General features: G+C 60.9%; 10 protein-coding genes and 1 pseudogene. 6 read left to right on the top strand and 5 right to left on the bottom strand.

All coding sequences use genetic code 11. The features are described from left to right. The first annotated feature begins 115 nt into the window (after positions 1–115). From R1A29_RS10745 to R1A29_RS10730, 4 genes are all read left to right on the top strand, one after another. The gene (locus tag R1A29_RS10745; RefSeq protein ID WP_085708575.1) at positions 116–721 is read left to right on the top strand and encodes an SCO family protein; all 606 of its coding nucleotides are present in this window, start codon (positions 116–118) and stop codon (positions 719–721) included. Continuing rightward, entirely contained in the window at positions 721–1,200 is a 480-nt protein-coding gene (locus tag R1A29_RS10740) for a copper chaperone PCu(A)C (RefSeq protein WP_438301426.1), read from the top strand. Before R1A29_RS10745 ends, R1A29_RS10740 begins: the two co-directional genes overlap by 1 nt. Before the next feature lie 273 nt (positions 1,201–1,473). Then, positions 1,474–1,848, top strand: coding sequence for a hypothetical protein (locus R1A29_RS10735; RefSeq protein WP_305836199.1), 375 nt, complete (start codon positions 1,474–1,476; stop codon positions 1,846–1,848). Next, entirely contained in the window at positions 1,845–2,048 is a 204-nt protein-coding gene (locus R1A29_RS10730) for a helix-turn-helix transcriptional regulator (RefSeq protein WP_134827244.1), read from the top strand. Before R1A29_RS10735 ends, R1A29_RS10730 begins: the two co-directional genes overlap by 4 nt. A 6-nt stretch (positions 2,049–2,054) precedes the next feature. On the opposite strand, the gene R1A29_RS10725 is transcribed toward R1A29_RS10730, so the two are convergent. Further along, positions 2,055–2,576 (bottom strand): hypothetical protein, encoded by a 522-nt coding sequence (locus R1A29_RS10725; protein ID WP_438301425.1) that lies wholly within the window; start codon positions 2,574–2,576, stop codon positions 2,055–2,057. Positions 2,577–2,976: 400 nt separating this feature from the next. Between R1A29_RS10725 and R1A29_RS10720 the strand changes: the two are divergent. Continuing rightward, positions 2,977–5,185: pseudogene (locus R1A29_RS10720) on the top strand (LTA synthase family protein). Between the two features lie 57 nt (positions 5,186–5,242). Here the strand turns inward: R1A29_RS10720 and R1A29_RS10715 are convergent. After that, positions 5,243–7,273, bottom strand: a complete 2,031-nt coding sequence (locus tag R1A29_RS10715) for a TonB-dependent receptor (protein WP_438301424.1) — start codon at positions 7,271–7,273, stop codon at positions 5,243–5,245. A 359-nt stretch (positions 7,274–7,632) separates the two neighbouring features. Between R1A29_RS10715 and katG the strand changes: the two genes are divergently transcribed. Continuing rightward, entirely contained in the window at positions 7,633–9,906 is a 2,274-nt protein-coding gene (gene katG / locus R1A29_RS10710; RefSeq protein WP_438301423.1) for a catalase/peroxidase HPI, read from the top strand. 63 nt (positions 9,907–9,969) lie between these two features. Here katG and pepN read toward each other — a convergent pair whose 3' ends face one another. Genes pepN through R1A29_RS10695 form a run of 3 tightly spaced genes read right to left on the bottom strand, consistent with a single transcriptional unit; the run spans position 9,970 to position 13,725 of the window. Beyond that, a complete protein-coding gene (pepN, locus tag R1A29_RS10705; RefSeq protein ID WP_438301422.1) occupies positions 9,970–12,627 on the bottom strand; it encodes an aminopeptidase N in 2,658 nt (885 codons plus the stop codon). A 10-nt stretch (positions 12,628–12,637) separates the two neighbouring features. After that, a complete protein-coding gene (locus tag R1A29_RS10700) occupies positions 12,638–13,468 on the bottom strand; it encodes a DUF2797 domain-containing protein (protein ID WP_085708584.1) in 831 nt (276 codons plus the stop codon). Then, the gene (locus R1A29_RS10695) at positions 13,465–13,725 is read right to left on the bottom strand and encodes a YeaC family protein (RefSeq protein WP_085698878.1); all 261 of its coding nucleotides are present in this window, start codon (positions 13,723–13,725) and stop codon (positions 13,465–13,467) included. Before R1A29_RS10695 ends, R1A29_RS10700 begins: the two co-directional genes overlap by 4 nt. Positions 13,726–13,729: the final 4 nt, after the last annotated feature.

Genomic DNA, 13,729 nt, shown 5'->3' with positions numbered 1-13,729 from the left:
ACATCCGTCGGTGATCAAAAACCGACCTGCCGGTTCATTTTGGTATCATGCGCCGCTTTTACGGTTAACCCCCCGCCTGTCTTGCTGACCGGCGGGCTGCAAAAGGCGGTATTAGATGACGGCTTTGTTGACTCGCCGCAAGGTGCTTGCGGGAATGGGCGTGCTCGGTCTGGGCCTGCTCGCCGGCTGCGACACCCGTGGCCAACTGTCGTACAAGTACGGCAAGGATCTGAGCGACAAGATCCTCGGACGCACCTTCAAGCTCAAGGACACCGAAGGCAACACCGTGACACTGTCGAGCTTTCGCGGCCTGATGCCGATGATTTTCTTCGGTTTCACCCAATGCCCGGCCGTCTGCCCGACGACCCTGGCCCGCGCGGCGAAAATCAAGAAGCTGATGGGCAAGGATGGCGACATCCTGCAAGTGGTGTTCATCACCCTCGACCCGGAACGCGACACGCCGCAAATCCTCGACGCCTACGTCAAGACCTTCGACCCGAGCTTCGTCGCCCTGTACGGCACCCTCGAGGAAACCAAGGCCACCGCCAAGGAATTCGACGTCTTCTACGAAAAAGTCCCTGCCGGCGACACCTACACCCTGTCGCACACGTCCACCAGTTATGTCTACGACACCCGCGGCAACCTGCGCGTGGGTCTGTCCCAATCGCTTTCTGCACAAGAGTGTACGGAAGATTTGCAAACCGTCATGGAGGTCTGCTGATGAACCCTTTCCTGAACAACATCAAACGTGCCGCACTGGGCCTGTCCCTGCTGGGCCTGGCCTTCCAGGTTTCCGCGCAGACCAAGGTCGATGACGCCTGGGTCCGTGCAACCGTGCCAAACCAGTCGGCCAGCGGTGCGTTCATGACCGTCACCGCCGACAGCGACAGCAAACTGCTCAGCGTTGCATCGCCGGTGGCCAAGGACGTACAGATTCATGAAATGACCATGAAGAACGACGTGATGAGCATGGGCCCGGTCAACTCGGTCGACCTGCCGGCCGGCAAGGCTGTGAAGCTCGATCCGAATGGCTACCACGTGATGTTGATGGGCCTGAACGGTCAACTGAAGGAAGGCGAAACCGTGCCGCTGACCCTGACCGTGGAAAACGCCAAAGGCGAAAAACAAGCCATTGAAGTGCAGGCGCCAGTGCGCTCGCTGACCAACATGGAAGGCCACGATCACAGCAAGATGCATTGATCGCTGGCTGACGGCTTTACGGCTTCAAAAAACAAACGGGGCGGCACGATCGACGATCATGCCGCCCTGTTTGCGTCTGGGTGTCACCCGACACGTCACCCGTTTCGCACAGCCTTGTCACTATAGACGGGCGTGTGCGGTTCAACCGCACTACAGATGTACGGCGAACGGCGTCCCGGGGTTTTATGGAAAGCACCCTTTACATCGAAAAACGTTTCCGCGAGTATGTAAAGCGCCTTTTACATCGCGTTTTTCGAAACAGGGAGTTGAGCAATGAACCGATTCAACCGAGAAATGACCGCCGCCATGGTGCTTTACGCCGCAGTGCTGCTGGCCTCGCAGTTCGCGTTACTGAATCTGCAGGACGCCAATGTGTACCTGCGTGGTGTCATCGTGCTGATGCCGATGATTCCGGTCGGGCTATTCTGCTGGACGGTCGTGCGCGACATGCGCCGCCTCGATGAAATGTACTTACGGATTCAGTTCGAAGCCCTGGGCTTTGCGTTCGCGGCCTCGGCACTGCTGACATTCACCTATGGTTTTCTGGAAACCGTCGGCGCCCCGCATATCCCTTGGCTCTATGTGTGGCCGGTGATGGGTCTGATGTGGATGATCGGCCTGCGCATCGCCCGGCGCCGTTATCAATGAAAAACCGCCTCAAGGAACTGCGCGCCGAGCGCAAGTGGTCGCAGATGGATCTGGCCGAACGCCTCAACGTTTCACGCCAGACCATCAATGCGATTGAAAATGAGCGCTACGACCCGAGCCTGCCTCTGGCCTTTCAGATTGCCCGGGTGTTCGAGATGACGATTGAAAGCATTTTCGATGATGGGCAAGGCATCATCTGATCGACGTCAACGATGGCGCGCCAGCGCATCCCGCACGTTCTGTCTGGATAGTTTTGAAGGATTGGTTTGAGCGCGATCTTGCGCTTTAGTGGAGGTTAACGGCAGTGACTGTCCATTCGACAGCAGCTTCTTGCGCTTGGCCACCTGCCGCCACTGGTAACCGAAATAACCCGCGGCCACGAAGAATCCCAGCGCGCCTGAAAACAAACCCACAAAAACCCACAGGAAAAAGGTGATCAGCAACGTCTTCCAGTTGAACACCGACAAGGACTTGCCGGCAGGCGTCTGTTTGTCTTCGATCGGTTCAGGTTCAACATTTGGCACTTGCTGAACGCCATCCAGATCAAAACGCAAGGCGACATCCATACCCGGCATTTGCACCTGGATCTGGTTGCCTTCCACAGACTGGACCCGAATCTCGCCATTGATGATCGAAGCCGAGCTGAAGCTGATGTGAGTTTCGCGGCGGATTTCACCGTTCACCAGCGTCACCACTGTGGGATTGTCACCATTGGCACTTTTACGCATGTCGATTCCTTGAGGGTTCACGCCGGACCACGTGAATAAAGCAGATCCCGAAGGCGCGAATGCTACTGAGTGGCCATCACCCTGTCCATAAAGAGCGGCTTTCATCATGGCGTTCGATGACCAGCGCTTAGCCGTTTCCACCAGACTTCATAGCGTCAGGTAACGCTTGTCAAAGGCGCAGTAAACAGCCTGAAACAATTAATCCCCTGTTTCGCCGGGGCCGAAAACCGCCTCCCTCTCCGCTGATACGAACGCAGGTCAAGGCTTCAGGCAATTCGACCGGATCGCCCACGCGTTCGACAACGGATCAGCCATGCGTTTAAAAAGGCGATCAGACAGCCCACCCTTGGTATCATCGCCCACACTTTTATGACGGTTTGATGGCTGGAAGGTCTTTTTTGTGAGCGCTCTTTTTCAACGGCTTCGGCACCCCGACGCCCGTCTTCTTTCTCTGGTTTTTCTGGTACTGATCGTGCCGGTGTGCCTGCGTGCGGCACTCGGCTGGTCGAGCCTGTTCGGCTATCTTTCGGACCTGGCCATCGGCAGCCTGCTGGTAGTTCTGTTGCATCGCCGGCCGTGGTGGCTGGCCCTGCCGGTGCTGGTGTTCTGGGGTCTGCTGGCGGTAGCGACGGCAGAACTGGTCAGCGCGGTCGGGCGCCTGCCCAACCCCAGGACCTGCATTACCTGATCGACCCGCAATTCGTCGAGAACTCAACCGGCGGCGGCTTCGCCCATCCGGCAGTGGCCGGTGCATTGCTGCTGGCGCTGTTGCTGTGGCTGGCGACGCAGTGGGCAAACCGCGGAACGCTGGCGCCGGCCCTGCCCCGCGCCGTGTGGTCGGCACCAGTGTTGCTGTTCGCCGCCCATTGGGGCGCACAGAATCTTTCGCCGAGCGACGCCGACCCATGGCGCCTGTACAACCTGCCTCACCAATTGCTCGCCGCCCAGGTCGCCGACGCGCAGATGCAGGCCGAAGAATGGCTGGAAGGCGGCAGCGAAATACCTCCCCCTCGATGGCCGGGCTCACCGATCTCGACTTGAATGGCCATTCGTTACTGGCCGCAAAAGGTCAGGCGCGCAACGTGTTGATCGTCACCGTCGAAGGCATTCCCGGCGCCTACATCCGCGCCAATCGCGAGGCCATCGGCAGCCATTATCAGGAAGACCTGATGCCCAAGCTCAGCCGCTGGGCCGAGCGCGGCATGAACACGCCGGATTACGTATTGCACACGCACCAGACCATTCGCGGCCTGTACGCCATGCTTTGCGGCGATTACGACAAGCTGAACAACGGTACGCCCAAAGGCGTGGAAATGCTGACCCAGAACGAACGCAATCAGGCCTGCCTGCCAGCCCAATTGCGTCAGAACGGTTTCACTACGCATTACCTGCAAGGCGCCGGCCTGCGCTTCATGGCCAAAGACAAGATCATGCCGCACATCGGCTTCGATGCGACCCATGGCCTTGAGTGGTTCACCAACGCCAACTACCTGGAATTCCCGTGGGGCAAGGACGACAAGGCCTTCTTCGAAGGCGCGCTGGGTTACGTCGGCCAACTGAAGAAACAGAAAAAACCGTGGATGCTGACCCTGCTGACCGTCGGCACCCATCAGCCCTACTCCGCGCCGGAAGACTACCTGCAACGCTACGACACGCCGAAACAGGCCGCCGTCGGGTATCTGGACGATGCCCTGGACCAGTTCCTCAGCGGCCTCGAACGCCAGGGCGTGCTGAAAGACACGCTGGTGGTGATCACCTCGGACGAATCCCATGGCATCGATGGCGTGCGGCTCGCCTCGTCCTGGGGCTTCAACCTGACCCTCGCACCGGAACAGGCCCAGTTGCCACACCTGAACGCCGGGGTCTACGGGCATGTCGATCTGAGCGCATCGATCCTCGATTACTTTGACCTGCCGGTGCCCGCCGCACTTAGCGGCCGCTCGCTGTTTCGCGACTACGACACCGGGCGCGAAATCATGTCGTTCACCAACGGCAAACTGCGCTACCACGACGGCCACGGCATCCTCACCGAATGCGACATGCCACGGCGCTGCCGCGCTTATGCCAGCGAAGGTTTCATCGCCGAAAGCGCCACGTTCAAGGGCAATGCCAGCGGCCAGAATGCGCGGCAGATTGCGGCCCGTGCCGATGCACTGGACCTGTCGCTGCTGCGCACTCCACTGAATCAGCGCTATCAGTTCGGCAGCGACAACGTCATCCCGCTGCAGGCGCAGATCAAGGATGACTGGGCCGACAACCTGATCGGCGCGCAATACCTGGAAATGCCCAAGGGCTCGCACACCCGCGTGCGCCTGACCGTGCGCTCGATGGACCCGCAACAGGCGGCGTACATCCAGCTCAAGGCCAAGGAGTTCGAGCAGGACGTGCAACTGGGCCTACCTTCGGAAATGGTCGCCACGGCGGAGCAGCCGCTGGAAATGGACTTCAGTTTCGACAACCCGCAACCGCGCAAGGCCTTCTCATTCCACTTGCTGGGTTATGGGCTGGGGGCCGTGGAGGTTACGGATTTCAGCGTGATCACCGAGCTGCCGGGGCAGCAGGATCTGCGGGAGGAACGCCCGGAAGACGACACCGCCCAATCGAGCTGATGCCGACGCCAGCGTCACGCGATTCGCGGGACGCTGGCGAAAGATCGCGGAGAACGATCAGAACGTAGTGCGCAATCCCACCTGAATGCTTCGCCCTTCTGCCGGCGCAATGTCGCGCAGGATCGAGCTGGCGTAGCGCACGGTCTGGTTGGTCAGGTTCTCGGCATTGACGAAGGCCAGCCATTTGCTCTGGCCAACGTCGAAGTGATACCCCACATTCGCACCCAGCGTGGTGTAACCATCGGTGCTGCTTTCATTGTCCGGCACCCGATGCTGCGAACTGGCGTGCTCCACATCGATCCGTGCCTGCCAGCGATCCAGCTCCCACAACAAACCGGTATTCAAGCGCAACGGTGCGATGCGTGGCAGATCCTGGCCGTTGTCGAGGTTCTTGGCCCGGGTGTAGTCGCCCGACAACTCCAGCGCGAACTTGCCGTAGGCGCTCTCGCCGAGCTGCCAGCGATCCTGGGCTTCGATGCCGCTGAAGCGTGCGCGGACACCGGAATAGGCGTATTCGGGAATGCCGGCGGCATCTTCTTCGCCTTCATCATTAAGCGTGCGCCCGGTGCCGAGCAGACCAATGTAATTGGAGAAGTGGCTGTAGAACACGCCGACGCTGCCCTTGTGCGTGCCATTGTCAAAACGCAGGGCCAGATCGCTGGAGACGGCTTTCTCTTTCGACAGACCCGCATCCCCGACTTCGAAAGTGCCGGTGGCGACGTGGGCGCCGTTGGCGTACAGCTCGTAGAACGTCGGTGCCCGCTCGGTGTAGCCCAGCGTGGCGGCGACCGACCAGATCGGCGTCAGCGTGTAGACCGCACCGGACGACAGGCTGCCGGCGGTGAAACTGCTGGAGCGGTCGGCATTGGCGAAGCGCTCGTTGCCTTTGGCGTCCGGGTCGACCGTGGTGTGCTCCAGGCGTCCGCCGAGGGTGAACAGCAGGCGATCCGTGGCTTGCAGCTCTTCCAAAATAAACAGTGCACCGGCGTTGGTATCGGTGTGCGGTACAAAGGCTTCTTCGCCCAGCGCCGAAAACTCATTGCGACTGACCTGCGCGCCAATCACCCCGTTGAACGGCCCCAACGGTTGGTGCCGGGCCTCGACCCGCGCTTCGTAACCCTTGTTCTTGAACGTGGTGCCGACCTCGCCGCCCTCGATTTCGCGGTGCTGGTAATCGGTGTAACCGGCGTCGAACTTGACCGAGCTGAACGGCCCCTGGAGGTTGCGGATTTCCGAGGCGAACGCGTAGTGCTCCTGCTGCATGCGAATCCGCACGTCATCTTCGGCCGGCGAGCCGTAGTTGGAATCGTAATTGCTGTACGACAGCCCCGCGTACCCGTCATCCCAAGTGTACGAACCACCCACCGCGCCGCCGTCCTGGCGACCGTCGCTGTTGGCCAGGCGATGCTTGCTGGAATCGCCATCATCCCCCGCCCGTTCGCGGCTGCTTTTCGCGTAGCCGGGGATTTTCAGGTCATTGAACTCGCGGGCGCTGGCGTCCAGGTGCAGGGCGAACTGACCGTTGCCGGCCTCGAGTTTGCCCGCGCTGCTGCGGGTGGTGTCGGCGCCGCCATAGCGCAGTTCGCCGGCGCCGTGGATGCCGTCGATGGCTTCGGTCGGGATGCGGTTGTCGAAGGTATTCACGACCCCGCCGATGGCGCTGCCACCGTAGAGCAACGCGGCCGGGCCACGGACGATTTCGATGCGGTCAACGTTGATCGGGTCCAGCGGCACCGCGTGGTCGTAGGACAGCGACGAGGCGTCCAGCGCGCCGACGCCGTTACGCAGGATGCGGATGCGATCGCCATCCTGTCCGCGAATGATCGGGCGACTGGCACCCGGCCCGAAGTAGGACGACGACACGCCCGGCTGCTTGTTCAGGGTTTCGCCCAGGCTGCCCTTTTGCTGCAGCGTCAGGTCATCACCGCTCAACACCGTCGAGGGCGAAGCCAGGGTCTGGCTACCCAGTGGATTGGCAGTGATGACTTGAGGTTGCAGTTCGAGGGGTTCGGCAGCGAATGCGGGGGATGCGATCAGCAGCGCAGAGGCCAGCAGACTTGGCGGAAAGGAGGGAAAACGGGCAGACATTTCTAGTATTCCGTAAGGCAGAAAGGAAGGGACCGATGCCACTGCCACACGGACATGTCAGTGACATCGATCAGATGAAATCATTTTTATGTTATACAATAACATTTCTAATGGCCATCATGATTCTCGCCCGATGTTTACAACAACCGCTCAAGGACGGGTCTTTCAGCACGCGGCATTGCCGCTTGCGCAAGCACGCCCTGCCTTTCTTCGAAAAAATCCTGATCAGACAGCGGTAAAAGACTTTGCCTATCAGCCACCAATAGTCGGCCTATTAGCTGACCTGCCCAGTCGGGTCTAGCCTTACTAATCCGAAGTCGGCACGAGCCGGCCGCAGAAGACCTGATAAGGACCCGAACATGGCAAATGAATCGAAATGCCCGTTCAATCACGCCGCCGGCGGTGGCACGACGAACCGCGATTGGTGGCCGAATCAACTGAACCTGAAAATCCTGAGCCAGCACTCGCCCGCCTCCGATCCGCTGGGCAAGGACTTCGACTACGCCAAGGCCTTCAAGAGCCTGGACTTCCAGGCCCTGAAACGCGATCTGACGGCGCTGATGACCGACTCCCAGGACTGGTGGCCCGCCGACTTCGGCCACTACGGCCCGCTCTTCATCCGCATGGCCTGGCACAGCGCCGGCACCTATCGCACCGCTGACGGCCGTGGCGGCGCCGGTTCCGGCCAGCAACGCTTCGCCCCGCTCAACAGCTGGCCGGACAACGTCAGCCTCGACAAGGCCCGGCGCCTGCTGTGGCCGATCAAACAGAAATATGGCCGCAACATTTCCTGGGCCGACCTGATTGTCCTCACCGGCAACGTCGCGCTGGAATCCATGGGCTTCAAGACTTTCGGGTTCTCCGGCGGACGGCCCGATGTGTGGGAGCCGGATGAAGATGTGTACTGGGGTTCGGAAAACACCTGGCTGGGTGGCGACACCCGTTACGGCAAACACCCCGAAGCCATGCAGGAACCGGGCGACGGCACCCTGGTCGCCGAACCTGCCGAGCACGGCCATGAACAGAGTCGCACCAATCAGGGTGAACGCAATCTGGAAAACCCGCTGGCCGCCGTGCAGATGGGCCTGATTTACGTGAACCCGGAAGGCCCCGAGGGCAATCCCGACCCGGTGGCCTCGGCCCGAGACATCCGTGAAACCTTCGGCCGCATGGCCATGAACGACGAAGAAACCGTCGCCCTGATCGCCGGTGGTCACGCCTTCGGCAAGACCCACGGTGCCGGCCCGGCCGATAACGTCGGCCCGGAACCGGAAGCCGCCGGCCTTGAGCTTCAGGGCCTGGGCTGGAAAAACAGCTTTGGCAGCGGCAAAGGTGCGGACACCATCACCAGCGGCCTGGAAGTGACCTGGACCACCACCCCGACCAAATGGAGCAACAACTACCTGGAAAACCTGTTCGGCTTCGAGTGGGAACTGACCAAGAGCCCGGCCGGTGCCCACCAGTGGAAACCGAAAAACGGCGCCGGAGCCGGCACCATTCCCCATGCTCACGATCCGAACAAACGCATCGACCCGACGATGCTCACCTCTGACCTGGCCCTGCGCTTCGACCCGGCCTACGAGAAGATCTCGCGGCGTTTCCTGGCCAATCCCGATCAGCTGGCCGATGCCTTCGCCCGCGCCTGGTACAAACTGATCCACCGGGACATGGGCCCGCTGTCGCGCTATCTCGGTCCGGAAATGCCCCAGGAAGAACTGCTGTGGCAAGACCCGATTCCCGAGGCCAGCCATCCGCTGATCGACGACAGCGATATCAGGGCGTTGAAAGGCAAAGTGCTGGCGTCGGGACTGTCGGTTTCGGAACTGGTCTCCACCGCCTGGGCTGCTGCTTCGACCTTCCGTGGTTCAGACAAACGCGGCGGCGCCAACGGCGGACGCCTGCGTCTGGCACCGCAACGGTTCTGGCAGGCCAACCAGCCGGAACAACTGGACAAGGTGCTCAAAGCCCTCGAAAGCATTCAGAACGAGTTCAACGCCGGGGCGTCGGGCAAGAAAGTCTCGCTGGCGGATCTGATCGTGCTGGCCGGTAATGCCGGGGTCGAACAGGCGGCTAAAAACGCCGGCCATTCGGTCACGGTGCCCTTCTCGCCTGGCCGTACCGATGCGACTCAGGAGCAGACCGACGTTGAATCGTTCGGCTTCCTTGAACCGCACACCGATGGCTTCCGCAACTACGCCGCCAGCACCTATCGCGTGCCGGCCGAAGCGTTGCTGATCGACAAGGCACAGCTGCTGACGCTCTCGGCACCAGAGTTGGCCGTGCTGGTCGGTGGCCTGCGCGTGCTGGACACCAACGTCGGCAAGACCAAGCACGGGGTGTTCACCGACAAGCCCGGCGCCCTGACCAACGACTTCTTCCGCAACCTGCTGGACATGAGCGTGGAATGGAAACCGACGTCCAAGGCGGCGGACGAGTTCGAAGGTCGCGACCGCAAGACCGGCAATGTGAAGTGGACAGGCACACGGGTCGATCTGGTGTTCGGCTCCAACGCGATACTGCGGGCGCTGGCGGAGGTGTATGCCAGTTCCGATGCCAAGGAGCAGTTCGTCAACGACTTCGTTGCTGCGTGGGCGAAGGTGATGGAGCTGGATCGGTTTGATTTGCGCAAATAGTTTTTCAGCCACCCACAAAAACGCCGCTCATCGAGCGGCGTTTTTTATTGCCCTGAAACAGCTTCAGGCAAGGCTTTTGCTGACCACTTCATACACATCACTGGACAGCTGACCGGACGCCAGAATCCGCTCCAGCTCCGCCTTCATCAGCGCCTGACGAGCACCGTCATACTTGCGCCAGCGAGTCAGCGGCGCCAATTGACGCGAAGCGATTTGCGGGTTGAAGCCGTTCAGCTCGATCACCAGATCCGCGAGGAAGCGATAACCCGAACCATCCGCCGCATGGAAGTTGATCAGGTTCTGCCCGGCGAAGGCACCAACCAGCGCACGCACCTTGTTCGGGTTCTTGATGTTGAACGCCGGGTGCTGCATCAGGGCTTTGACCCGCGCCAGACCGCCCGGCAAGGTGCTGCCGGCCTGCACGCTGAACCACTGATCCATGACCAGCGGATTGTCCTTGAAGTGCTCGGCGAAACTGGCCAGGGCCTTGGCCTTCTCGGCGTCGAACGGCGAGTTGACCAGTACCGCCAGCGCGGTCAGGCGCTCGGTCATGTTGTCACAGGCGTCGAACTGCTCCAGCGTTGCCGCCAGCACTTCAGGCTTGCCGCTGAGCATCAGGTACGACAGCGCAATGTTCTGCAGTGCGCGACGGGCGAAATGCTCGGCTTCGGCCACGTACGGGGTCTTTTTCGACAGTTCGCGGTTGGCCTGATAACGCTGCCACAGGGCCTCGAACAGGTTGTCCGCCAGTTGCTGACGGGCGAATTCGCGAGCGGTGTGGATCGCGTCCACGTCGGCGATTTCACTGATTTCGGTCAGATAGGCTTCGCTCGGCAGCGAGAGCATTTCCGCGACCATCGCCTGATCCAGCGTCTGGTCAGCCAGCACGGTGCGCAGCGCGGAAATCAGACGTGGGTCGAGCACCAGGCTTTCGCCCTTCTGCTGTTGGCCGATCAGTTCCTGCAATACCTGCACCGACAGTTGCTGGCCGGCATCCCAGCGGTTGAAACCGTCGCTGTCGTGCTGCATCAGGAACATCAGTTGATCGCGGTTGTACGGGAAGCTCAGTTTTACCGGCGCCGAGAAACCACGCAGCAAGGACGGCAGTGGCTGTTCGGCGATATCGACAAAGGTGAAGGTCTGTTCGGCTTCAGTCACCGAGATCACCCGGGTGGTGCCTTGAGCCGAGGCTTCACCGGCCAGACGCAGGGCAATCTCGTTGCCTTGGCTGTCGAGCAGGCCCAGCTCCACCGGGATCACGAACGGCAGTTTTTCAACCTTGTCCGGGGTTTCCGGGCAGCTCTGGCGGAAGGTCAGGCTGTAGGTTTTCGCAGCCGAATCGTAGGACTCGCTCACCGCCAGTCGCGGTGTGCCGGCCTGGCTGTACCAGCGCTTGAACTGGGTCAGGTCGACGCCATTGGCATCTTCCATGGCCTTGATGAAGTCATCGCAGGTCACGGCCTGGCCGTCATGGCGTTCGAAGTACAGGTCGCTGCCCTTGCGGAAGCCCTCGGCACCCAGCAGGGTGTGGATCATGCCGACCACTTCCGAACCCTTTTCATACACGGTCAGGGTGTAGAAGTTGGAAATCTCGATGAAGCTGTCCGGGCGCACGGCGTGGGCCATCGGGCCGGCATCTTCGGCGAACTGGTGGGTACGCAGGTACGCCACGTCCTGAATGCGCTTGACCGTGGCCGAGTTCATGTCGGAGGAGAAACCGGCGTCGCGGAATACGGTGAAGCCTTCCTTCAGCGACAGCTGGAACCAGTCGCGGCAGGTCACGCGGTTGCCCGACCAGTTGTGGAAGTATTCGTGGGCGACGATCGCCTCGACCCGCTGATGCGCGGCGTCGGTGGCGGTTTCGGCGCGGGCCAGCACGGCGCTGGAGTTGAAGATGTTGAGGCCCTTGTTCTCCATGGCGCCCATGTTGAAGTCGTTCACGGCGACGATCATGAAGATATCCAGATCGTACTCGCGACCGTAGACCTCTTCGTCCCAGCGCATGGACTTCTTCAGGCTGTTCATGGCGTGCTGGCACTTGTCGATGTTTTCCGGCTCGACATAAATGCGCAGCGCCACGTTGCGCTCGGTCATGGTGGTGAAAGAGTCTTCAACGCACCACAAGTCACCGGCCACCAGCGCAAACAGGTACGCCGGCTTCATGAACGGGTCTTCCCAGGTCGCCCAGTGCCGGCCGTCTTCGCCTGGGCCGCTTGCGATCGGGTTGCCGTTGGACAGCAGCACCGGATAGCTGTGCTGCTCGGCGACCACGGTGGTGGTGAACTTGCTCATCACGTCCGGGCGATCGAGGTAATAAGTGATCTTGCGGAAGCCTTCGGCCTCGCACTGGGTGCAGAACATCGTGCCGGACTTGTACAGGCCTTCCAGCGCGGTGTTGGTTTCCGGGTGGATACGGACGCTGGTGTCGACCGTGAAGGTTTCGCTCTTCGGCTGCAGGGTCAGGTGATTCTCGGTCAACTGGTAGTCGGCAGTGCTCAATTCCTGGTCGGCCAGGGTCACCGAGAGCAATTCCAGCTGCTGGCCATCGAGCACCAGCGGCGGCAGGCCCGGGCCACGGGCCGGGTTGCGGCGCATCACCAGTTGCGCGTGGACCAGGCTGTGGTCCTCGAACAACTCGAAGGTCAGGTGGGTTTCATCGATCAGGTACTCGGGCGCCTGATAGTCCTTCAGGTAAATCATCTTCGGTTGTTCGGTGCGCATGCTGAAGTCCTTATTGATGCACGGCGAGCTGATAGGCCGTATACTTGCGAATGTTGATCACGCCGGTGTCGAAGATCAGGTACTGGCCCTTGATCCCCAGCAGCGTGCCTTCGGCAATCGGGTTCTTGTCCAGGTTGAAGCTGACGATCTTGGCCGGGTACTGCTCGACCGGGTAACGGATTTCCAGCGGCTCGACGTCGGTGACCGGCTGAATCGCCTGCAGGCCGAAACGTTCCTGCAAGCCCTGCAGGCCTTCGGCGCAGCTGGCGAACAACTGATCGCGCACCTCGGCAAGATCCACCGCCGCCGCGTCGCCCTTGAGCAGCGCGCGCCAGTTGGTCTTGTCCGCGACCTGACTGCGAAACAGGTCCTCGACGAAACCGGACTGCTGGCGCGTGGCGACGCGCATGATCGGCAACGCCTGACTGGCGCCCTGATCGAGCCAGCGGGTCGGCAGTTGGGTGGCGCGAGTGATGCCGACCTTGATCCCCGAGGAATTGGCCAGGTAGACGACGTGATCGGTCATGCAGAACTTCTCGCCCCACTCCGGTTCCCGGCAGGTGCCGGCGTCGAAGTGGCAGCGCTCCGGGCTCATGATGCACACATCGCACTGGGCCAGTTTGGTCATGCACGGGTAGCAGTAACCCTGACTGAAACTGGTCTTGGTCTTGCGTCCGCAATGGGTGCAGTGAATCGCCCCCAGGTATTCCAGGCGCACCGTGGTGCCGATCAACGGGTTGACCGGTACCTCGACGTCATCCAGACGAAACGCGTATTGCACGTTCGGCCCGTCCAGGCGCGCCGACATTTTGCTGATTGCACCGCGGCCAATCTCGATCAATGGATGGCGTCCGACTTGAACAGGATGTTCGGCACTTCGATCGACTTCGACGCACACTCCTGCGGGCCCATGTAACCGGTGCGCTCTTCTTCGGGCAGGTTCTGGATTTCCCAGGCGATCATCGCCTGCAGCGACAGCTCGCGCTGTTCGGCGGTGAGCTTGCCACCGTCGGACCATTTGCCGATTTCCACGGCCAGTTTCAGGCTCTGGTAGATATCCGGGGTGATGTTCTTGATCAGGTCGTTAAAAGAGGACATCAGG

The sequence above is a fragment of the Pseudomonas sp. NMS19W genome (genome assembly GCF_051554255.1).
GTDB lineage: Bacteria > Pseudomonadota > Gammaproteobacteria > Pseudomonadales > Pseudomonadaceae > Aquipseudomonas > Aquipseudomonas kribbensis.
This window is presented reverse-complemented; position numbering and strand designations above follow the sequence as displayed.